Origin of the sequence: Candidatus Poriferisodalis sp. (assembly GCF_965262965.1) — a bacterium.
GTDB lineage: Bacteria > Actinomycetota > Acidimicrobiia > Acidimicrobiales > Poriferisodalaceae > Poriferisodalis.
Window position 1 is genome coordinate 2,613,473 of sequence record NZ_OZ253573.1, and the last position, 25,300, is coordinate 2,638,772.

The following is a 25,300-nucleotide window of genomic DNA, read 5'->3' on the forward strand; positions in this document are numbered from 1 at the left end:
CAAAGCTCCCTGCCCATGCCGGCTACCGATCTTCACTCCCCAGCGCATCGAATCAGCCGGAGAAGAACAGCTGGATGACCGCTAGCACCGCATCCTTGGTGATTCGGCCGGCGAAGTAGTCGGCCACCGCCGCAATGGTCTCGTCACGGTCGACCACTTCGTTGTTGTCCACATCGTAGGAACCTAAGTCCACGTCGGTCACTGTGATGGTCACAGCGACGGTCACAGTCGCGCCCGATGAGTCCGTGGCAGTGACGATCACCTCGTAGACGTTCTTCTCGGCCTCGTAGTCCAGCGCCGTCCCGGCCCGGAGCCTGATCTGCCCCGTGTCGGCGTTGATGGTGAACAAGGCCGCGTCGGCACCGCCGAGCGTGTAGGTCAGCGCGCCGCCGTCCTGACTCATGACTGCGACCGGATCGCCCACGACCTCGCCGGTGTTCTCCGCCACGCTCCTCTCTGTCACGTCGTCGACGACGGTCACCGCCACCCCGGCGACGGTCACCCCGGCGTACTCGGCGGCGTTGTCGGCGGCCACCACCATGTGGGTGATGGAGGCCATTTTGCCAACAGCGTCGGTGTCCTGGGCCACCCGCACCGTCACCGTGTGGGCCGTGCCCCACGTGGCCGTGGTGAAGGTCAGGGTGGTCTGGTCGCCGGACGTCGCGGCGTCGGTGTCCACCGTCACGTCGGCGTTGTCGCTGGTCACGCTGATTACCACGTCAGAGGCGGGCTCGGCGTCCAGGACCACCGTGTAGGCGTTGGCGCCGCCCTCGGCCACCATCACTTCCGTGGCCGACACCGTCACCCCCGGCCTCTCGTTCACGGTTATAAAGAAGCGCAGGCCAACACTGTCGCCGCCGGAATCGGTCGCGGTATAGGTGAACCGGGTCCGCGGGAACGCCGCGCTGGGCGTGCCGGTGATAGTGCGGTTGGAGTTGAAGCGCAGCCCCGGCGGCAGCCCCGGCGACAGGCTGTACCGCAGGCCGCCGTCACCCCGAAGAGCGGAGGGCAGGCTCACCGTCCCCACATCTTCGCCTACCGTATAGATCCGGTCGCCCACCGTTCGCGAGGCGAACGTCGGAGTCTGGTCGGGCGAACCACCACCACCGGGCGAACCACCACCACCGGGCGAACCACCACCACCGGGCGAACCACCACCACCGGGCGAACCACCACCACCGGGCGAACCACCACCACCGGACGGCGGGGTTACGGTGTCGTCGTCGGTGACGGTCACGGTCACCGAGGCGATGGTCGCGGTGTCGTACTCGTTGGCGCTTCGCGAGGCGTTGACGGCGTGGGCGATGGATGCCGATTCGTTCGCCGTGTCGGCGTCTTGGGCAGCAGCGACGGTCACTGTCTGCGCGGTGCTCCAGTTGCTGGTGGTGAAAGTCAAAGTGGCCGGCGACGCGGTCACGTCGCTGCTGCCGCTTTTGGTGACGTTGATCACCACATTGGCGGATGGCTGGGTGTTCAGGACCACCGTGTAAGTGTTGTTGGCGCCCTCAGCCACCGACACCGCGGACACGGACACGGTCACCGCGGCGGTGTCATCGTCGGTCACAGACACCGTCACCGAAGCGATGGTCGCGTTGTCGTACTCGTTGGCGCTTCGCGAGGCGTTGACGGCGTGGGCGATGGATGCCGATTCGTTCACAGTGTCGGCGTCTTGGGCAGCAGCGACGGTCACTGTCTGCGCGGTGCTCCAGTTGCTCGGGGTGAAGGTCAGGGTCGCCGGAGTCGCGGTCACGTCGCTGCTGCCGCTCCTGGCGACGTTGATCACCACATCGGCGGAGGGCTGGACGTCGAGCACCACCGTGTAGGTGTTGTTGGCGCCCTCAGCCACCGACAGCGTGGACTCGGACACCGTCACCGCGGCGGTGTCATCGTCGGTCACAGACACCGTCACCGCGGCGGCGATCGCCACGCCGTCGTACTCGTCGGCGCTGCGGGCAGCCACCACCGCGTGGGCGATAGACGCCGCGTCGTTCACGGCGTCGGCGTCTTGGGCAGCGGTCACCGTCACTGTCTGAGCGGTGCCCCAGTTGCTGGTGGTGAAAGTCAAAGAGGCCGGCGACACCGTCACATCGGGACTGCCGCTTTTGGTCACATTGATCACCACATTGGCGGATGGCTGGGTGTTCAGCACCACCGTGTAAGTCTTGTTGGCGCCCTCAGCCACCGACAGCGTGGACGCGGACAGCGTCACCGAGGCGATGTCATCGTCGGTCACAGACACCGTCACCGAAGCGATAGTCACGTTGTCGTACTCGTCGGCGCTTCGCGAGGCGTTGACCGCGTGGGCGATGGAGGCTGTGTCGTTCGCCGTGTCGGCGTCCTGGGCAGCAGCCACGGTCACTGTTTGCGCGGTGCTCCAGTTGCTGTTGGTGAAAGTCAAAGAGGCCGGCGACGCGGTCACGTCGCTGCTGCCGCTCCTGGCCACGCTGATCACCACATTGGCGGATGGCTGGGTGTTCAGCACCACCGTGTAAGTCTTGTTGGCGCCCTCAGCCACCGACACCGTCGACTCAGACACGGTCACCGAGGCGATGTCATCGTCGGTCACAGACACCGTCACCGAAGCGATAGTCACGTTGTCGTACTCGTTGGCGCTTCGCGAGGCGTTGACGGCGTGGGTGATGGACGCCGCGTCGTTCGCCGTGTCGGCGTCCTGGGCAGCAGCCACCGTCACTGTCTGGGCCGTGCCCCAGTTGCTCGGGGTGAAGGTCAGGGTCGCCGGAGTCGCGGTCACGTCGCTGCTGCCGCTCCTAGCCACGCTGATCACCACGTTGCCTGATGGCTGGGTGTTCAGGACCACCGTGTAAGTGTTGTTGGCGCCCTCGGCGACTGTCACCGCGGTTTCGGACACGGTCACCGCGGCGGTGTCGTCGTCGGTGACGGTGACGGTCACCGAGGCAATGGTCGCGGTGTCGTACTCGTTGGCGCTTCGCGAGGCGTTGACGGCGTGGGTGATGGAGGCTGTGTCGTTCGCCGTGTCGGCGTCCTGGGCAGCAGCCACGGTCACTGTTTGCGCGGTGCTCCAGTTGCTGTTGGTGAAAGTCAAAGAGGCCGGCGACGCGGTCACGTCGCTGCTGCCGCTCCTAGCCACGTTGATCACCACGTCGGAGGCGGGCTGGGTATCGAGCACCACCGTGTAAGTCTTGTTGGCGCCCTCAGCCACCGTCACCGAGGTTTTGGACACGGTCACCGCGGCGGTGTCATCGTCGGTCACAGACACCGTCACCGAAGCGATAGTCACGTTGTCGTACTCGTTGGCGCTTCGCGAGGCGTTGACGGCGTGGGCGATGGAGGCTGTGTCGTTCGCCGTGTCGGCGTCTTGGGCAGCAGCCACGGTCACTGTCTGGGCCGTGCCCCAGTTGCTCGGGGTGAAGGTCAGGGTCGCCGGAGTCGCGGTCACGTCGCTGCTGCCGCTCCTGGCCACGCTGATCACCACGTTGCCTGATGGCTGGGTGTTCAGGACCACCGTGTAAGTGTTGTTGGCGCCCTCGGCGACTGTCACCGCGGTTTCGGACACGGTCACCGCGGCGGTGTCGTCGTCGGTGACGGTGACGGTCACCGAGGCAATGGTCGCGGTGTCGTACTCGTTAGCGCTTCGCGAGGCGTTGACCGCGTGGGCGATGGAGGCTGTGTCGTTCGCCGTGTCGGCGTCCTGGGCAGCAGCCACGGTCACTGTTTGCGCGGTGCTCCAGTTGCTGTTGGTGAAAGTCAAAGAGGCCGGCGACGCGGTCACGTCGCTGCTGCCGCTCCTGGCCACGCTGATCACCACATTGGCGGATGGCTGGGTGTTCAGCACCACCGTGTAAGTCTTGTTGGCGCCCTCAGCCACCGACACCGTCGACTCAGACACGGTCACCGAGGCGATGTCATCGTCGGTCACAGACACCGTCACCGAAGCGATAGTCACGTTGTCGTACTCGTTGGCGCTTCGCGAGGCGTTGACGGCGTGGGTGATGGACGCCGCGTCGTTCGCCGTGTCGGCGTCCTGGGCAGCAGCCACCGTCACTGTCTGGGCCGTGCCCCAGTTGCTCGGGGTGAAGGTCAGGGTCGCCGGAGTCGCGGTCACGTCGCTGCTGCCGCTCCTAGCCACGCTGATCACCACGTTGCCTGATGGCTGGGTGTTCAGGACCACCGTGTAAGTGTTGTTGGCGCCCTCGGCGACTGTCACCGCGGTTTCGGACACGGTCACCGCGGCGGTGTCGTCGTCGGTGACGGTGACGGTCACCGAGGCAATGGTCGCGGTGTCGTACTCGTTGGCGCTTCGCGAGGCGTTGACGGCGTGGGTGATGGAGGCTGTGTCGTTCGCCGTGTCGGCGTCTTGGGCAGCAGCCACGGTCACTGTCTGCGCGGTGCTCCAGTTGCTCGGGGTGAAGGTCAGGGTCGCCGGAGTCGCGGTCACGTCGCTGCTGCCGCTCCTGGCGACGTTGATCACCACATCGGCGGAGGGCTGGACGTCGAGCACCACCGTGTAAGTGTTGTTGGCGCCCTCAGCCACCGACAGCGTGGACTCGGACACCGTCACCGCGGCGGTGTCATCGTCGGTCACAGACACCGTCACCGCGGCGGCGATCGCCACGCCGTCGTACTCGTCGGCGCTGCGGGCAGCCACCACCGCGTGGGCGATAGACGCCGCGTCGTTCACGGCGTCGGCGTCTTGGGCAGCGGTCACCGTCACTGTCTGAGCGGTGCCCCAGTTGCTGGTGGTGAAAGTCAAAGAGGCCGGCGACACCGTCACATCGGGACTGCCGCTTTTGGTCACATTGATCACCACATTGGCGGATGGCTGGGTGTTCAGCACCACCGTGTAAGTCTTGTTGGCGCCCTCAGCCACCGACAGCGTGGACGCGGACAGCGTCACCGAGGCGATGTCATCGTCGGTCACAGACACCGTCACCGAAGCGATAGTCACGTTGTCGTACTCGTCGGCGCTTCGCGAGGCGTTGACCGCGTGGGCGATGGACGCCGCGTCGTTCGCCGTGTCGGCGTCCTGGGCAGCAGCCACGGTCACTGTCTGCGCGGTGCTCCAGTTGCTGTTGGTGAAAGTCAAAGAGGCCGGCGACGCGGTCACGTCGCTGCTGCCGCTCCTAGCCACGCTGATCACCACATTGGCGGATGGCTGGGTGTTCAGCACCACCGTGTAAGTCTTGTTGGCGCCCTCAGCCACCGACAGCGTGGACGCGGACAGCGTCACCGAGGCGATGTCATCGTCGGTCACAGACACCGTCACCGAAGCGATAGTCACGTTGTCGTACTCGTCGGCGCTTCGCGAGGCGTTGACCGCGTGGGCGATGGACGCCGCGTCGTTCGCCGTGTCGGCGTCCTGGGCAGCAGCCACCGTCACTGTCTGCGCGGTGCTCCAGTTGCTGGTGGTGAAAGTCAAAGAGGCCGGCGACGCGGTCACGTCGCTGCTGCCGCTCCTGGCCACGCTGATCACCACATTGGCGGATGGCTGGGTGTTCAGCACCACCGTGTAAGTCTTGTTGGCGCCCTCGGCGACTGTCACCGCGGTTTCGGACACGGTCACCGCGGCGGTGTCGTCGTCGGTCACAGACACCGTCACCGAAGCGATAGTCACGTTGTCGTACTCGTTGGCGCTTCGCGAGGCGTTGACGGCGTGGGCGATGGAGGCTGTGTCGTTCGCCGTGTCGGCGTCCTGGGCAGCAGCCACCGTCACTGTCTGCGCGGTGCTCCAGTTGCTGTTGGTGAAAGTCAAAGAGGCCGGCGACGCGGTCACGTCGCTGCTGCCGCTCCTAGCCACGTTGATCACCACGTCGGAGGCGGGCTGGGTATCGAGCACCACCGTGTAAGTCTTGTTGGCGCCCTCAGCCACCGACACCGTCGACTCAGACACGGTCACCGCGGCGGTGTCATCGTCGTCGACAGACACGGTCACCGAGGCGATGGTCGCGTTGTCGTACTCGTTAGCGCTGCGGGCAGCCACCACCGCGTGGGCGATGGAGGCTGTGTCGTTCACGGCGTCGGCGTCTTGGGCAGCGGTCACCGTCACTGTCTGCGCGGTGCCCCAGTTGCTGGTGGTGAAAGTCAAAGAGGCCGGCGACACCGTCACATCGGGACTGCCGCTTTTGGTCACATTGATCACCACATTGGCGGATGGCTGGGTGTTCAGCACCACCGTGTAAGTCTTGTTGGCGCCCTCAGCCACCGACAGCGTGGACGCGGACAGCGTCACCGAGGCGATGTCATCGTCGGTCACAGACACCGTCACCGAAGCGATAGTCACGTTGTCGTACTCGTCGGCGCTTCGCGAGGCGTTGACCGCGTGGGCGATGGACGCCGCGTCGTTCGCCGTGTCGGCGTCCTGGGCAGCAGCCACCGTCACTGTCTGGGCCGTGCTCCAGTTGCTGTTGGTGAAAGTCAAAGAGGCCGGCGACGCGGTCACGTCGCTGCTGCCGCTCCTGGTGACGCTGATCACCACATTGGCGGATGGCTGGGTGTTCAGCACCACCGTGTAAGTCTTGTTGGCGCCCTCGGCGACTGTCACCGCGGTTTCGGACACGGTCACCGCGGCGGTGTCGTCGTCGGTCACAGACACCGTCACCGAAGCGATAGTCACGTTGTCGTACTCGTCGGCGCTTCGCGAGGCGTTGACCGCGTGGGCGATGGACGCCGCGTCGTTCGCCGTGTCGGCGTCCTGGGCAGCAGCCACCGTCACTGTCTGGGCCGTGCCCCAGTTGCTCGGGGTGAAGGTCAGGGTCGCCGGAGTCGCGGTCACGTCGCTGCTGCCGCTCCTAGCCACGCTGATCACCACGTTGCCTGATGGCTGGGTGTTCAGGACCACCGTGTAAGTGTTGTTGGCGCCCTCGGCGACTGTCACCGCGGTTTCGGACACGGTCACCGCGGCGGTGTCGTCGTCGGTGACGGTGACGGTCACCGAGGCAATGGTCGCGGTGTCGTACTCGTTGGCGCTTCGCGAGGCGTTGACGGCGTGGGCGATGGAGGCTGTGTCGTTCGCCGTGTCGGCGTCTTGGGCAGCAGCCACGGTCACTGTCTGCGCGGTGCTCCAGTTGCTGTTGGTGAAAGTCAAAGAGGCCGGCGACGCGGTCACGTCGCTGCTGCCGCTCCTGGTCACGCTGATCACCACGTCGGAGGCGGGCTGGGTATCGAGCACCACCGTGTAAGTCTTGTTGGCGCCCTCAGCCACCGTCACCGAGGTTTTGGACACGGTCACCGAGGCGATGTCATCGTCGGTCACAGACACCGTCACCGAAGCGATAGTCACGGTGTCGTACTCGTTGGCGCTTCGCGAGGCGTTGACGGCGTGGGCGATGGAGGCTGTGTCGTTCGCCGTGTCGGCGTCTTGGGCAGCAGCCACGGTCACTGTCTGCGCGGTGCTCCAGTTGCTGTTGGTGAAAGTCAAAGTGGCCGGCGACGCGGTCACGTCGCTGCTGCCGCTCCTGGTCACGCTGATCACCACGTCGGAGGCGGGCTGGGTATCGAGCACCACCGTGTAAGTCTTGTTGGCGCCCTCAGCCACCGTCACCGAGGTTTTGGACACGGTCACCGAGGCGATGTCATCGTCGGTCACAGACACCGTCACCGAAGCGATAGTCACGTTGTCGTACTCGTCGGCGCTTCGCGAGGCGTTGACCGCGTGGGCGATGGACGCCGCGTCGTTCGCCGTGTCGGCGTCCTGGGCAGCAGCCACGGTCACTGTCTGCGCGGTGCTCCAGTTGCTGTTGGTGAAAGTCAAAGAGGCCGGCGACGCGGTCACGTCGCTGCTGCCGCTCCTAGCCACGCTGATCACCACATTGGCGGATGGCTGGGTGTTCAGCACCACCGTGTAAGTCTTGTTGGCGCCCTCGGCGACTGTCACCGCGGTTTCGGACACGGTCACCGCGGCGGTGTCGTCGTCGGTCACAGACACCGTCACCGAAGCGATAGTCACGTTGTCGTACTCGTCGGCGCTTCGCGAGGCGTTGACGGTGTGGGCGATGGAGGCTGTGTCGTTCGCCGTGTCGGCGTCTTGGGCAGCAGCCACGGTCACTGTCTGCGCGGTGCTCCAGTTGCTGGTGGTGAAAGTCAAAGAGGCCGGCGACGCGGTCACGTCGCTGCTGCCGCTCCTAGCCACGTTGATCACCACGTCGGAGGCGGGCTGGGTATCGAGCACCACCGTGTAAGTCTTGTTGGCGCCCTCAGCCACCGACACCGTCGACTCAGACACGGTCACCGCGGCGGTGTCGTCGTCGTCGACAGACACGGTCACCGAGGCGATGGTCGCGTTGTCGTACTCGTTAGCGCTGCGGGCAGCCACCACCGCGTGGGCGATGGAGGCTGTGTCGTTCACGGCGTCGGCGTCTTGGGCAGCGGTCACCGTCACTGTCTGCGCGGTGCCCCAGTTGCTGGTGGTGAAAGTCAAAGAGGCCGGCGACACCGTCACATCGGGACTGCCGCTTTTGGTCACATTGATCACCACATTGGCGGATGGCTGGGTGTTCAGCACCACCGTGTAAGTCTTGTTGGCGCCCTCAGCCACCGACAGCGTGGACGCGGACAGCGTCACCGCGGCGGTGTCATCGTCGGTCACAGACACCGTCACCGAAGCGATAGTCACGTTGTCGTACTCGTCGGCGCTTCGCGAGGCGTTGACGGCGTGGGCGATGGACGCCGCGTCGTTCGCCGTGTCGGCGTCCTGGGCAGCAGCCACGGTCACTGTTTGCGCGGTGCTCCAGTTGCTGTTGGTGAAAGTCAAAGTGGCCGGCGACGCGGTCACGTCGCTGCTGCCGCTCCTGGTCACGCTGATCACCACGTCGGAGGCGGGCTGGGTATCGAGCACCACCGTGTAAGTCTTGTTGGCGCCCTCAGCCACCGTCACCGAGGTTTTGGACACGGTCACCGCGGCGGTGTCATCGTCGGTCACAGACACCGTCACCGAGGCGATAGTCACGTTGTCGTACTCGTTGGCGCTTCGCGAGGCGTTGACGGCGTGGGTGATGGATGCCGATTCGTTCGCCGTGTCGGCGTCCTGGGCAGCAGCCACCGTCACTGTCTGCGCGGTGCTCCAGTTGCTGGTGGTGAAAGTCAAAGAAGCCGGCGACGCGGTCACGTCGCTGCTGCCGCTCCTAGCCACGTTGATCACCACATTGGCGGATGGCTGGGTGTTCAGCACCACCGTGTAAGTGTTGTTGGCGCCCTCAGCCACCGTCACCGAGGTTTTGGACACGGTCACCGCGGCGGTGTCATCGTCGGTCACAGACACCGTCACCGAAGCGATAGTCACGTTGTCGTACTCGTCGGCGCTGCGGGCAGCCACCACCGCGTGGGCGATGGACGCCGCGTCGTTCGCCGTGTCGGCGTCTTGGGCGGCGGCCACCGTCACTGTCTGGGCCGTGCCCCAGTTGCTCGGGGTGAAGGTCAGGGTCGCCGGAGTCGCGGTCACGTCGGGACTGCCGGTTTTGGCCACGTTGATCACCACGCTGCCTGATGGCTGCGCGTTCAGGACCACGGTGTAAGTGTTGTTGGCGCCCTCAGCCACCGACAGCGTGGACGCGGACAGCGTCACCGAGGCGATGTCATCGTCGGTCACAGACACCGTCACCGAAGCGATAGTCACGCCGTCGTACTCGTCGGCGCTGCGGGCAGCCACCACCGCGTGGGCGATAGACGCCGCGTCGTTCGCCGTGTCACTGTCGTGGGCAGCAGCGACGGTCACTGTCTGCGCTGTACCCCAGTTGCTGGAATTGAAAGTCAAAGTAGCCGGCGACACCGACACGTCGGGACTGCCGCTTTTGGTGACGTTGATCACCACATTGCCTGATGGCTGCGCGTTCAGGACCACCGTGTAAGTGTTGTTGGCGCCCTCAGCCACCGTCACCGCAGACTCAGACACGGTCACCGCGGCGCTGTCATCGTCGTCGGTCACAGACACCGTCACCGAGGCGATAGCCACGCCGTCGAACTCGTCGGCGCTGCTGGCAGCCACCACCGCGTGGGCGATGGAGGCTGTGTCGTTCGCCGCGTCAACGTCGTGGGCAGCAGCCACCGTCACCGTTTGAGCCGTGTCCCAGTTGCTCGAAGTGAAAGTCAAAGTAGCCGGAGACACCGACACGTCGGGACTGCCGCTCCTAGCCACGCTGATCACCACGTCAGAGGAGGGCAGGGCGTCCAGGACCACCGTGTAGGAGCCGCTGGCGCCCTCGGCCACCGACAGCGTGGACGCGGACACGGTCACCGCGGCGGTGTCATCGTCGGCCACGGCAACGGGCAGATCAACGTTGGGCGCGGCGTCGAACTCGTCGGCGCTGCTGGCGACCACGACCGCATGGGTGATGGACGCTGTGTCGTTCACGGCGTCGTCGTCGTGGGCGGCCCGGACCCTCACGAGCTGCCCTGTATCCCAGTTGCCCCTCGAAATGGTCAGCGTATCCTGGTCGCCGGCCGTTATGCCGTCGGTGTCCACCGCCACGTCGCTGCTGCCGCTCACGGTTACGCGCACCACCACGTTACCCGTGGGCTGCGCGCTCAGCTTCACGAAGTAGCCAGCGTTACGGCCGCCCTCCTTGATCTCAAATAGGGTGGCATCCACGACCAGCGTGGAGAGATCATCGTCGGTGACGGTGACACTCAACCCGGCGATGGTCTCGGTGTCGAACTCGTCGGCGCTGTCGGCGTCCACCACCATGTGGGTGATGGAGGCCGCGTCTTCCACCGCGTCGGCGTCCTGGGCGGCCCGCACCGTCACCGTCTTCGCGGTGCTCCAGTCGGCCGTCGTGAAGGTCAGCTTCGCCGGAGACACGGCAACATCGGTGTTGTCGCTACTCACCGTGATCACCACGTCGGAGGAGGGCTGGGCGTCCAGCACCACCGTGTAGGCGCCGCTGCCGCCCTCGTCCACCGCCAGCGTCGATTCGGACACCGTCACCGCGGCGTCATCGTCGGCCACGGTCAAGCTCACGCTCGCGACGATGACCGAGTCGAACTCGTCGGCGCTTTCGGCGTCCACCACCATGTGGGTGATGGACGCCGCGTCGTTCGCGGCGTCGGCGTCCTGGGCGGCCCGCACCGTCACCGTCTTCGCGGTGCTCCAGTCGGCCGTCGTGAAGGTCAGCTTCGCCGGAGACACGGCAACATCGGTGTTGTCGCTACTCACCGTGATCACCACGTCGGAGGAGGGCAGGGCGTCCAGCACCACCGTGTAGGCGCCGCTGCCGCCCTCGTCCACCGTCAGCGTGGCTTCGGACACCGTCACCGCGGCGTCGTCGTCGTCGACGGTCACGAGCCGCACGGCGTCGGGCGCGGCGTCGAACTCGTCGGCGCTGCTGGCGTCCACGACCGCGTGGGTGATGGTGGCCTCGTCGTCGACCGCGTCGGCATCCTCGGCGACCCGGACCCTCACGAGCTGCCCTGTGTCCCAGTTGCCATTCGTGAAGGTCAGCGTATTCTGGTCGCCGGCTGTGCGGCCGTCGGTGTCCACTGCCACGTCGCTGCTGCCGCTCACGGTTACGCGCACCACCACGTTACCCGTGGGCTGGCCACCCAGCTTCACATCGTAGGCAGTGTTACTGCGGCCCTCGTTCATACTCAAATCCCTGACATCCAAGACCAGCCTGGCGTCGTCGTCGGCCACGGTCACGGTCACCGCGGCCACGGTGACTAGGTCGAACTCGTCGGCGCTGCTGGCGTCCACAACCGTGTGGGCGATGGAGGCTGTGTCGTTCGCTGCGTCACTGTCTTGGGCGGCGGCCACCGTCACCGTCTGCGCTGTGTCCCAGTTGATCGTGGTGAAGGTCAGGGTGGCCGGCGTTGCGGTCACGTCGCTGCTGCCGCTCTTGGTGACGTCGATCACCACGTCGGAGGCGGGCTGGGTGTTCAGCACCACTGTGTAGGTGTTGTTGGCGCCCTCGGCGACTGTCAGCGTGGTTTTGGACACGGTCACCGCGGCGGTGTCGTCGTCGGTGACGGTGACGCTCACCGCGGAGACGGTCACGGCGTCGTACTCGTCGGCGCTTTGGGAGGCGTTGACGGCGTGGGCGATGGAGGCCGCGTCGTTCGCCGTGTCGGTGTCCTGGGCGGCGGCCACCGTCACCGTCTGCGCTGTGTCCCAGTTGCTCGTGGTGAAAGTCAGGGTGGCCGGCGTTGCGGTCACGTCGCTGCTGCCGCTCTTGGTGACGCTGATCACCACGTCGGAGGAGGGCTGGGTGTTCAGCACCACTGTGTAGGTGCTGTTGGCACCCTCGGCGACTGTCAGCGTGGTTTTGGACACGGTCACCGCGGCGGCGTCGTCGTCGGTGACGGTGACGCTCACCGCGGCGACGGTCACGGCGTCGTACTCGTCGGCGCTTTGGGAGGCGTTGACGGCGTGGGCGATGGAGGCCGCGTCGTTCGCGGTGTCACTGTCTTGGGCAGCAGCCACCGTCACCGTCTGGGCTGTGTCCCAGTTGCCGGTGGTGAAGGTCAGGGTGGCCGGCGACGCCGTCACCTCGCTGCTGCCGCTCCTGGTGACGCTGATCACCACGTCAGAGGAGGGCTGCGCGTCGAGCACCACCGTGTAGGTGCTGTTGGCACCCTCGGCGACTGTCAGCGTGGTTTTGGACACGGTCACCGCGGCGGCGTCGTCGTCGGTGACGGTGACGGTCACCGCGGCGACGGTCACGGCGTCGTACTCGTCGGCGCTTTGGGAGGCGTCGACGGCGTGGGTGATGGAGGCCGCGTCGTTCGCCGCGTCGGCGTCGTGGGCGGCGGCGACGGTCACTGTCTGGGCTGTGTCCCAGTTGCTGGTGGTGAAGGTCAGGGTGGCCGGCGACGCCGTCACCTCGCTGCTGCCGCTCCTGGTGACGCTGATCACCACGTCAGAGGAGGGCTGCGCGTCGAGCACCACCGTGTAGGTGCTGTTGGCACCCTCGGCGACTGTCAGCGTGGTTTTGGACACGGTCACCGCGGCGGCGTCGTCGTCGGTGACGGTGACGGTCACCGCGGCGACGGTCACGGCGTCGTACTCGTCGGCGCTTTGGGAGGCGTCGACGGCGTGGGTGATGGAGGCCGCGTCGTTCGCCGCGTCGGCGTCGTGGCCGGCGGCCACCGTCACCGTCTGGGCTGTGTCCCAGTTGCTGTTGGTGAAGGTCAGGGTGGCCGGAGTCGCGGTCACGTCGGCGCTGCCGCTCTTGGTGACGTTGATCACCACGTTGGATGCGGGCTGGGTGTTCAGCACCACCGTGTAGGTGTTGTTGGCACCCTCGGCGACTGTCAGCGTGGACTTGGACACGGTCACCGCGGCGGCGTCGTCGTCGGTGACGGTGACGGTCACCGCGGCGACGGTCACGGCGTCGTACTCGTCGGCGCTTTGGGAGGCGTCGACGGCGTGGGCGATGGAGGCTGTGTCGTTCGCGGTGTCGGCGTCGTGGGCGGCGGCGACGGTCACTGTCTGCGCTGTGTCCCAGTTGCTGGTGGTGAAGGTCAGGGTGGCCGGCGACGCCGTCACCTCGCTGCTGCCGCTCCTGGTGACGTTGATCACCACATCAGAGGAGGGCTGCGCGTCGAGCACCACCGTGTAGGTGCTGTTGGCGCCCTCGGCGACTGTCAGCATGGACTCAGACACGCTCACCGCGGCGTCGTCGTCGGTGACGGACACGCTCACCGCGGCGATGGCGGCTGCGTCGTACTCGTCGGCGCTTTGGGAGGCGTCGACGGCGTGGGTGATGGAGGCCGCGTCGTTCGCCGCGTCGGTGTCGTGGCCGGCGGCCACGGTCACCGTCTGGGCTGTGTCCCAGTTGCTGGTGGTGAAGGTCAGGGTGGCCGGCGACGCCGTCACCTCGCTGCTGCCGCTCCTGGTGACGCTGATCACCACGTCAGAGGAGGGCTGCGCGTCGAGCACCACCGTGTAGGTGCTGTTGGCGCCCTCGGCGACTGTCAGCATGGACTCAGACACGCTCACCGCGGCGTCGTCGTCGGTGACGGACACGCTCACCGCGGCGATGGCGGCTGCGTCGTACTCGTCGGCGCTTTGGGAGGCGTCGACGGCGTGGGTGATGGAGGCCGCGTCGTTCGCCGCGTCGGCGTCGTGGCCGGCGGCCACGGTCACCGTCTGGGCTGTGCTCCAGTTGCTCGGGGTGAAGGTCAGGGTGGCCGGCGTTGCGGTCACGTCGCGGTTGTCGCTGGACACCGCGATCACCACGTCGGAGGAGGGCTGGGCGTTCAGCACCACCGTGTAGGTGTTGTTGGCGCCCTCGGCCACTGTCAGCGTGGTTTCGGACACGGTCACCGCGGCGGTGTCGTCGTCGGTGACGGTGACGGTCACCGCGGCGATGGTCACGTTGTCGTACTCGGCGGCGCTTTCGGCGTCCACCACCGCGTGGGTGATGGAGGCTGTGTCGTTCGCGGTGTCGGTGTCGTGGCCGGCGGCGACGGTCACTGTCTGGGCTGTGTCCCAGTTGCTGGTGGTGAAGGTCAGGGTGGCCGGAGTCGCGGTCACGTCGCTGCTGCCGCTCTTGGTGACGTTGATCACCACGTCAGAGGAGGGCTGGGCGTCGAGCACCACCGTGTAGGTGCTGTTGGCGCCCTCGGCCACTGTCAGCGTGGTTTCGGACACGGTCACCGCGGCGGTGTCGTCGTCGGTGACGGTGACGGTCACCGCGGCGATGGTGGCGTTGTCGTACTCGTTGGCGCTGAGGGAGGCGTTGACGGCGTGGGTGATGGAGGCCGTGTCGTTCGCCGCGTCGGCGTCCTGGGCGGCGGCCACGGTCACCGTCTGGGCTGTGTCCCAGTTGCTGGTGGTGAAGGTCAGGGTGGCCGGAGTCGCCGTCACATCGCTGCTGCCGCTCCTGGTGACGTTGATCACCACGTCAGAGGAGGGCTGGACGTCCAGCACCACTGTGTAGGTGCTGTTGGCGCCCTCGGCGACTGTCAGCGTGGTTTCGGACACGGTCACCGCGGCGGTGTCGTCGTCGTCGACGGTGACGGTCACCGCGGCGATGGCGGCGTTGTCGTACTCGTTGGCGCTGAGGGAGGCGTTGACGGCGTGGGTGATGGAGGCCGTGTCGTTCACCGCGTCGGCGTCCTGGGCGGCGGCCACGGTCACCGTCTGGGCTGTGTCCCAGTTGCTGGTGGTGAAGGTCAGGGTGGCCGGCGTCGCCGTCACCTCGCTGCTGCCGCTCCTGGTGACGTTGATCACCACGTCGGAGGAGGGCTGCGCGTCGAGCACCACCGTGTAGGTGCTGTTGGCGCCCTCGGCGACTGTCAGCATGGACTCAGACACGCTCACCGCGGCGTCGTCGTCGGTGACGGACACGCTCACCGCGGCGATGGCGGCGTTGTCGTACTCGTCGGCGCTTTGGGAGGCGGCGACGGCGTGGGTGATGGAGGCCGCGTCGTTCACCGCGTCGGTGTCGTGGCCGGCGGCGACGGTCACTGTCTGGGCTGTGTCCCAGTTGCTGGTGGTGAAGGTCAGGGTGGCCGGAGTCGCGGTCACGTCGCTGCTGCCGCTCCTGGTGACGTTGATCACCACGTCAGAGGAGGGCTGGGCGTCGAGCACCACTGTGTAGGTGCTGTTGTTGCCCTCGGCGACTGTCAGCGTGGACTTGGACACGCTCACCGCGGCGTCGTCGTCGGTGACGGACACGCTCACCGCGGCGATGGCGGCTGCGTCGTACTCGTCGGCGCTGCGGGAGGCGTCGACGGCGTGGGCGATGGAGGCCGCGTCGTTCACCGCGTCGGCGTCGTGGCCGGCGGCCACCGTCACCGTCTGGGCTGTGTCCCAGTTGCTGGTGGTGAAGGTCAGGGTGGCCGGAGTCGCGGTCACGTCGGCGCTGCCGCTCCTGGTGACGTTGATCACCACGTTGGATGCGGGCTGGGCGTCGAGCACCACTGTGTAGGTGCTGTTGTTGCCCTCGGCGACTGTCAGCGTGGTTTCGGACACGGTCACCGCGGCGGTGTCGTCGTCGGTGACGGTCACCGTGACCGCGGCGATGGTCACGTTGTCGTACTCGTTGGCGCTTTGGGAGGCGTTGACGGCGTGGGTGATGGAGGCTGTGTCGTTCGCCGTGTCGGTGTCGTGGCCGGCGGCGACGGTCACTGTCTGGGCTGTGCTCCAGGTGCTGGTGGTGAAGGTCAGGGTGGCCGGCGATGCGGTCACGTCGCTGCTGCCGCTGTTGGTGACGTTGATCACCACGTCAGAGGAGGGCTGGGCGTCGAGCACCACTGTGTAGGTGTTGTGGTTGCCCTCGGCGACTGTCAGCGTGGTTTCGGACACGGTCACCGCGGCGGTGTCGTCGTCGGTGACGGTGACGGTCACCGCGGCGATGGCGGCGTTGTCGTACTCGTTGGCGCTGAGGGAGGCGTCGACGGCGTGGGCGATGGAGGCCGAGTCGTTCGCGGTGTCGTCGTCGTGGGCGGCGGCGACGGTCACTGTCTGGGCTGTGCTCCAGTTGATCGGGGTGAAGGTCAGGGTGTCTTGGCTGCCGGACGTCCCCGTGTCGGTGTCCACCGTCACGCCGGAATTGCTGCTGGTCACCGCGATCACCACGTCAGAGGAGGGCTGGACGTCCAGCACCACTGTGTAGGTGCTGTTGGCGCCCTCGGCGACTGTCAGCGTGGTTTCGGACACGGTCACCGCGGCGGTGTCGTCGTCGTCGACGGTGACGGTCACCGCGGCGATGGCGACGTTGTCGTACTCGTCGGCGCTGAGGGAGGCGTCGACGGCGTGGGCGATGGAGGCCGAGTCGTTCGCCGCGTCGGCGTCGTGGCCGGCGGCCACCGTCACCGTCTGGGCTGTGCTCCAGTTGATCGGGGTGAAGGTCAGGGTGTCTTGGCTGCCGGACGTCCCCGTGTCGGTGTCCACCGTCACGCCGGAATTGCTGCTGGTCACCGCGATCACCACGTCAGAGGAGGGCTGGACGTCCAGCACCACTGTGTAGGTGCTGTTGGCGCCCTCGGCGACTGTCAGCGTGGTTTCGGACACGGTCACCGCGGCGGTGTCGTCGTCGTCGACGGTGACGGTCACCGCGGCGATGGCGACGTTGTCGTACTCGTCGGCGCTGAGGGAGGCGTCGACGGCGTGGGCGATGGAGGCCGAGTCGTTCGCCGCGTCGGCGTCGTGGCCGGCGGCCACCGTCACCGTCTGGGCTGTGCTCCAGTTGATCGGGGTGAAGGTCAGGGTGTCTTGGCTGCCGGACGTCCCCGTGTCGGTGTCCACCGTCACGCCGGAATTGCTGCTGGTCACCGCGATCACCACGTCAGAGGAGGGCTGGACGTCCAGCACCACTGTGTAGGTGCTGTTGGCGCCCTCGGCGACTGTCAGCGTGGTTTCGGACACGGTCACCGCGGCGGTGTCGTCGTCGTCGACGGTGACGGTCACCGCGGCGATGGCGGCGTTGTCGTACTCGTTGGCGCTGAGGGAGGCGTCGACGGCGTGGGCGATGGAGGCCGAGTCGTTCGCCGCGTCGGCGTCGTGGCCGGCGGCCACGGTCACTGTCTGGGCTGTGCTCCAGTTGATCGAGGTGAAGGTCAGGGTGTCTTGGCTGCCGGACGTCCCCGTGTCGGTGTCCACCGTCACGTCGGAATTGTTGCTGGTCACCGCGATCACCACGTCGGAGGCGGGTTGGGTGTTCAGCACCACTGTGTAGGTGTTGTTGGCGCCCTCGGCGACTGTCAGCGTGGTTTCGGACACGGTCACCGCGGCGGTGTCGTCGTCGTCGACGGTGACGGTCACCGCGGCGATGGCGGCGTTGTCGTACTCGTCGGCGCTGAGGGAGGCGTCGACGGCGTGGGCGATGGAGGCCGAGTCGTTCGCCGCGTCGGCGTCGTGGCCGGCGGCCACGGTCACTGTCTGGGCTGTGCTCCAGTTGCTGTTGGTGAAGGTCAGGGTGGCCGGAGTCGCGGTTACGTCGCGGTTGTCGCTGGACACCGCGATCACCACGTCAGAGGAGGGCTGGGCGTTCAGCACCACCGTGTAGGTGTTGTTGGCGCCCTCGGCCACCGTCAGCGCGGACGTGGACACGGTCACCCCGGTGTCGTCGTCGGTGACGGTGACGGTCACCGCGGCGATGGTCGCGGTGTCGTACTCGTCGGCGCTTTGGGAGGCGTCGACGGCGTGGGTGATGGAGGCCGCGTCGTTCGCCGTGTCGGTGTCGTGGGCGGCGGCCACGGTCACTGTCTGGGCTGTGCTCCAGCTGCTGGTGGTGAAGGTCAGGGTGGCCGGAGTCGCCGTCACGTCGCGGTTGTCGCTGGACACCGCGATCACCACGTCGGATGCGGGCTGGGCGTCGAGCACCACCGTGTAGTTGCCGCTGTCGCCCTCGTCCACCGTCAGCGTGGACTTGGACACGGTCACCCCGGCGTCGTCGTCGGTGACGGTGACGGTCACCTCGGCGATGGTCACGTTGTCGTACTCGTCGGCGCTTTCGGCGGCCATCACCGCGTGGGCGATGGAGGCCGTGTCGTTCGCCGCGTCGGCGTCGTGGCCGGCGGCGACGGTCACTGTCTGGGCTGTGCTCCAGTTGCTCGGGGTGAAGGTCAGGGTGGCCGCAGTCGCGGTCACGTCGCTGTTGTCGCTGGACACCGCGATCACCACGTCAGAGGAGGGCTGGGCGTCCAGCACCACCGTGTAGGAGCCGTTGGCGCCCTCGGCCACCGTCAGCGTGGACTCGGACACGGTCACCGCGGCGGTCTCGTCGTCGGTGACGGTCACCGCCACCCCGGTGATGGAGGCTGGGTCGTACGCGTCGGCGCTTTCGTCGGCCACCACCGCGTGGGTGATGAAGGCCATGTCGTTCACCGCGTCGGCGTCGTGGGCGGCGGCCACCGTCACCGTCTGGGCCGTGCTCCAGTTGCGGGTGGTGAAGGTCAGCTTCGCCGGCGACGCCGTCACGTCGTGGTTGTCGCTGAACACCGCGATCACCACGTTGGATGCGGGCTGGGCGTCCAGCACCACCGTGTAGGTGCTGTTGGCGCCCTCGTCCACCGTCAGCGTGGACTCGGCCACCGTCACCGCGGCGTCGTCGTCGTCGACGGACACGCTCACCGCGGCGATGGTCGCGTCGTCGTACTCGTCGGCGCTGAGGGAGGCGTCGACGGCGTGGGTGATGGAGGCCGCGTCGTTCGCCGCGTCGGCGTCGTGGGCGGCGGCCACCGTCACCGTCTGGGCCGTGCCCCAGTTGCTCGGGGTGAAGGTCAGCTTCGCCGGCGACGCCGTCACGTCGGCGCTGCCGCTGTTGGTGACGTTGATCACCACGCCAGAGGAGGGCTGGGCGTCGAGCACCACCGTGTAGGTGTTGTTGGCGCCCTCGGCCACCGTCAGCGCGGACTTGGACACCGTCACCGCGGCGTCGTCGTCGTCGACGGACACGCTCACCGCGGCGATGGTCGCGGTGTCGTACTCGTCGGCGCTGAGGGAGGTGTCGACGGCGTGGGTGATGGAGGCCGCGTCGTTCGCCGCGTCGGCGTCGTGGGCGGCGGCCACCGTCACCGTCTGGGCCGTGCGCCAGTTGATCGGGGTGAAGGTCAGCGTGTTCTGGCTGCCGGACGTCCCCGTGTCGGTGTCCACCGTCACGTCGGAATTGTCGCTGGACACCGCGATCACCACGTCGGAGGAGGGCTGGGCGTCCAGCACCACCGTGTAGTTGTCGTTGGCGCCCTCGACCACCGTCAGCGCGGTTTCGGACACCGTCACCGCGGCGGTGTCGTCGTCGGTGACGGACACCGCCACCCCGGCGATGGCGGCCGCGTCGAACTCGTCGGCGCTTTCGGCGGCCACCACCGCGAGGCTGATGAAGGCCATGTCGTTCACCGCGTCGGCGTCGTGGGCGGCGGCCACCGTCACCGTCTGGGCCGTGCTCCAGTCGCTGGTGGTGAAGGTCAGCTTCGCCGGCGACACCGTCACGTCGCGGTTGTCGCCGGACACCGTGATCACCACGTCGGCGGAGGGCTGGGCGTCCAGCACCACCGTGTAGGAGCCGCTGGCGCCCTCGTCCAACGTCAGCGTGGACTTGGACACGGTCACCGCGGCGGTCTCGTCGTCGTCGACGGACACCGCCACCGCGGCGATGGCGGCTGCGTCGTACGCGTCGGCGCTTTCGGCGGCCACCACCGCGTGGGCGATGGAGGCCGTGTCGTTCACCGCGTCGGCGTCCTCGGCGGCCCGCACCGTCACCGTCTGGGCCGTGCTCCAGTTGCTGGAGGTGAAGGTCAGCTTCGCCGGAGTCGCCGTCACGTCGGCGCTGCCGCTCTTGGTGACGCTGATCACCACGTCAGAGGAGGGCCGGCTGCTCAGCACCACCGTGTAGGCGCGGTTGCCGCCCTCGATCACCGACACCGCGGTTTCGGACACCGTCACCCCGACGGCGTCGTCGTCGACGACGATCACCTCCACCACGTTGTCGTATCTCAAGCCGTTGTACTGGCTGCAGGTGCACCGTACAACGTAGGAAAGTTGGACCCTGTGGCCTCCCTCGGTGCCCTGTTCGGCGGACACCGTTATCGTCTGCGCTGTGTCCCAATTTCCGGAACCGAAGATCAGCTGCCTGGGCGACAGCGTCACGTTCCCGTCGGAGACGAAAGTAATGAAGACCGTCGCGGCGAAGCCGGGTGGGGGTGAGGTGTTCAGCACCACGGTGTAGGTGGCGCTGCCGCCCTCGGCCACCGTCAGCCTGGACACGGAGCTTGTCACCCCGGCGGTGGGGGTTTCGTCGTCGACGACGGTCACCCTCACCCGGGCGATGGTCACGGTGTCGTACTCGTCGGCGCTTTCGGCGGCCACCACCGCGTGGGTGATGGAGGCCGTGTCGTTGGCGGCGTCGGCGTCCTGGTCCGCGGCCACCGTCACCGTCTGCGGTGTGTTCCAGTTGCTCGGGGTGAAGGTCAGCGTGCTCTGGCTGCCGGACGTCCCCGTGTCGGTGTCCACCGTCACGTCGGAGTTGTCGCTGGTCACCGCGATCACCACGTCGGAGGCGGGCTGGGCGCCCAACACCACGGTGTAGGTTTTGCTGGCGCCCTCGGCCATCCTCAGCCTCGGCCTGGACACCGTCACGCCAGCGGTCTCGTCGTCGTCGACGGTCACGGTCACGCCGGCGATGGTCACGTTGTCGTACTCGTCGGCGCTTTGGGCGGCCACCACCGCGTGGGTGATGGCGGCCGTGTCGTTCACCGCGCCGGCGTCGTGGGCGGCGGCCACCGTCACCGTCTGGGCCGTGCTCCAGTTGCTCGAGGTGAAGGTCAGCGTGTTCTGGTTGCCGGACGTCCCCGTGTCGGTGTCCACCGTCACGGCCGAATTGTTGCTGGTCACCGTGATCACCGCGTCGGAGGTGGGCTGGGCGTCGAGCACCACGGTGTAGGTGGCGCTGGCGCCCTCGGCCACTGTCAGCGTGGTTGCGGACACCGTCACGCCGGCGGTCTCGTCGTCGGTGACGGTCACAGCCACCCCGGCGGCGGCCAAGCCGCTGTACGGGCCGAACGGGTCGCCGGACGACACCGTGTAGCGCAGCTGGGCTTCGTCGTTCACCGCGTCGGCGTCGTGGGCGGCGGCCACCGTCACCGTCTGCGGTGTGTTCCAGTTGCTCGGGGTGAAGGTCAGCCGGTTCTGGTTGCCTGACTGCGTAGCGTCGGTGTCCGACGTCACGTCCGGGTTGTCGTCGGCGATGATAATCGCCACGTCGGCGGAGGGCCGGGTGGCCAGCACCACGGTGTAGGTGGCGCTGCCGCCCTCGGCCACCGCCAGCGTGGATTCGGAGTTTGTCACGCCCGCGTCGTCGTCGGCGACGGTCACCGCCACCCCGGCGATGGTGGCGGTGTCGTACTCGTCGGCGCTTTCGGCGGGCACCACCGCGTGGGCGATGGCGGCCGAGTCGTCGGCGGCGTCGGCGTCGTGGGCGGCGGCCACCGTCACGGTCTGGGCCGTGCTCCAGTTGTCCCCGGTGAAGGTCAGCCGCGCCGGCGTCGGCGTCACGGCCGAATTGTTGCTGGTCACCGTGATCACCACGTCGGAGGAGGGCGGGGTGTCCAGCCTCACCGTGTAGGTGTTGCTGGCGCCCTCGGCCACTGTCAGCGTGGTTCTGGACACCGTCACCGCGGCGGTCTCGTCGTCGGTGACGGTCACGGCCACCCCGGCGGCGAGCACGCTGCTGTACGGGCCGGACCTGTTGTCCCTGTAGCTTACCGCGTGGTCCAGTTGGGCTTGGTCGTCCGCGGCGTCGGCGTCTTGGGCGGCGGATACCTTCACCGTCTGCGGCGTGTTCCAGTTGCCCGGGGTGAAGAGCATGAAGGCCTGGTCGCCTTGGTTAACCGCGTCGGCGTCCACCTTCACGTCCCCGTTGTTGCGGTCAATGCGAATCAGCACGACGGCGACGGGCTGGGCGTTCAGCACCACGGTGTAGGTGGCGCGGCCGCCCTCGGCCAACGTCAGCGCGGTCTCCGACACCGTCACCCCGGCGGTCTCGTCGTCGGTGACGGTCACGGTCACCCCGGAGGCGAGCACGCTGTTGTACGGGCCAGACCTGTCGGCCGTATAGCTCACCGCGTGGTCCAGCTGGGCTTGGTCGTCCGCGGCGTCGGCGTCGTGGGCGGCGGACACCTTCACCGTCTGCGGCGTGTTCCAGTTGTCCGGGGTGAAGAGCATGACGGCCTGGTCGCCTTCCCTGCCCGCGTCGGCGTCCACCCCCACGTCCGGGTTCTTGCGGTCAATGCGAATCACCACGTTGGAGGTGGGCTGGGCGTCGAGCACCACGGTGTAGGTGGCGCTGGCGCCCTCGGCCACCGTCAGCATGGTTTCGGACACCGTCACCCCGGCGGTGTCGTCGTCGGTCACGGTCACGGCCACCCCGGCGATGGTCGCGGTGTCGTACTCGTCGGCGCTTTCGGCGGGCACCACCGCGTGGGCGATGGTGGCCGAGTCGTTCACCGCGTCGGCGTCGTGGGCGGCGGCCACCGTCACCGTCTGGGCCGTGCTCCAGTTGGACCGGGTGAAGGTCAGCCTGTCCTGGTTGCCGGACGTCGCCGCGTCGGTGTCCAGCGTCACGTCGGAACTGCCGCCGGCGGTCACCGTGATCACCACGTCGGAGGCGGGCTGGCCGTCCAGCACCACGGTGTAGGCGGCGCGGCCGCCCTCGGCCAACGTCAGCGCGGTCTCGGACACGCTCACCCCGACCGGAGGCGCCGCAACCGGGGCGTCCGTTTTCTGTTGCGCATTCTTGCCCGATCCTCGGCTGTCGGTGTAAACCGCCGTGGCTCGCAGGTAGCTGCCGACGTCGGCGGCAACCGGTCTGTACGTGGACGACGTTGCGCCGGCAATAGCGGTCCACGTGGTTTGGTCCGAGGATTTGCTCCAGGTCCAAACGATGCTGGAAACACCCCCGTCGGGGTCGGTGACACTGGCCGTCACGTCTACGCCGACGACGGGTGCTCGCGACGACAGGGCCATCGCGCCCGCCTCCTCCTCGTCGGTAACAGTGATGGTCAGGGTTACTCTGCTGCTCAAGCTGTTGGGGTCGGTGGCGACAACATCGACCTGGTACGAGGATTTGGTCTCGTAGTCGAGCGGCGCGTTGGCCCGCAATTCCCCGACGGCAGTGTTTTTGATGTTGAAGGAGGCCGCGTCGGTCCCGCCCAGGGAGTAGGTGACAGCCTCGCCGTTCGGCTCTTCGGCCGCAACAGTGGCGACGATGGTGGCGATATCGGCGTTCTCCGGCGCATTCTGGATGGTGTCGGTATCGGCCGGGAACCGGGGCGCCACCTGGGGAGTGACCCGCAGGATCTTGTCCGCGCCGTTTCCCTCGGAGGTGGAGACATACAGGGCGCCATCGGGCCCCATCATCGGGGTGCGGAGCCGGCCATAGGCGGTCTTGAGTTTGCTGACGCTTATCTCGCTCAACAGGTCGCCGGACGGACTGAACTCAAGGACGCGCAATGACTTGTCCTTGAGGGACGCCATCGCCAGCCGGCCATCCCACGGGCCCCACCAGGCGCCCTCCAGGAAGATGCCGCCGCTGGCGGCCAGGCTTGCGTTCCCGGAGGCCCACTTGGCCTCGATGGCGCTGGGGAATTTCTCCAGGTCGGTCATGGGTGCTGACTCGTTGTACGCGGGCACCGGGTCCCAGCCGTAATTGCCGCCGGCGGTCAACAGATTGATCTCGTCGTCAAAAGCCGGGCCGTGCTCCACCATCCACATCTGGCCGCCGGCGCCGGGGCGCAGGGCCAGGCCCTGGGGGTTGCGGTGGCCGTAGGTGTAGATCAGCGGCGAATTGGGGGCAGAGAATCGGTTGCCCGGCGCCCCGTCGCCAGTCGATGCGACTACCCGCAGCACCTTGCCGCCAAGGCTGGTCAGGCTCTGGGGCGCCGACCCGGTTGCCGCATCCCCGGTAGCAATCCAAAGATAGCCGTCCGGCCCGAAGCGCAGCCGGCAGCCGGAATGGTTGGCACCGTCGCTAGGTATCCCATCGACCAAGGGGTCGGCGAGGCGGACGCTCAGCTTGCCGGCGCGTTCGGTGAACAGCATCGTCTTGTCGGGCGCAAAGGCGATTCCCCACGGGATGCTCAGGCCCGACACGAGCTGTTCCACATGAATCTGCGGCGCCGCCGCTTTGGCAGCCACACGGCCGGTAACAGCATTCGCGCTCTTGGGGGATCCCAGCCCGTCGACGTATCCCACGGTCGCCCGCAAGTAATGATTCAGGTCGGCGGCTTGAACTTCGTAGGAGCTAGGGAAAGGCGAAGCACTTTGAACACTCGACCAGCCTGTTGTCTCGTCGTTGGACTTCTCCCAGCCCCAGATGCCTGAGCCGACCGCAACTCCTTCCGGATCACTCACCCTGGCCCGGAGCACCTCGCCGACCCGTGGCTGCCCGGGAGACACGATGACCGTTCCGGGCTCGTCCACGTCGGTAACGCTGATGGTGACGTCAATAGTGGCGTCGATGGCCGTGTCCGCGTTGCCGGTGGCATCCTTCCGGTCGCTGGCCGACACCGTAACGCTGTAGGAGTTCTTGCCCTCGAAATCCAGGCCGGCCAGCGTCTGCAGCTGGCCGGTGGAGGCCACGATGGAGAAGGACGCGGCATCGTCGCCGCCCAGCGTGTAGGTCAACTCATCGTCGTCCGCGTCGGTGGCCCCGACAGGCGCGCCGACGTTTTCGCCTGCGGCGGTGTTCTCGGCCACCGATCGCGCGCCGTCCTCGCTGGACGGGAACGCCGGTTGGCTGTTGGCCGCTTGCGCCGCAGCGCTGCCCCCGGCCGGGAAGGCCAAAAACAAGGCGCATACCGCTGCCGCAAGCAGGATTCGCTTCCGACAGCAAGCCTCTTCGACCATGTGGGAACGCTAGCCCTGATTATTCATGAGTTTGGTGGGTTT

At 67.3% G+C, this 25,300-nt stretch carries 1 protein-coding gene; it reads right to left on the reverse strand.

Annotated elements, in window-relative coordinates:
- Positions 1 to 52: 52 nt before the first annotated feature.
- Positions 53 to 25,258, reverse strand: a complete 25,206-nt coding sequence (locus ACQY5K_RS12610) for a PQQ-dependent sugar dehydrogenase (protein ID WP_428115771.1) — start codon at positions 25,256 to 25,258, stop codon at positions 53 to 55.
- Positions 25,259 to 25,300 lie beyond the last annotated feature (42 nt).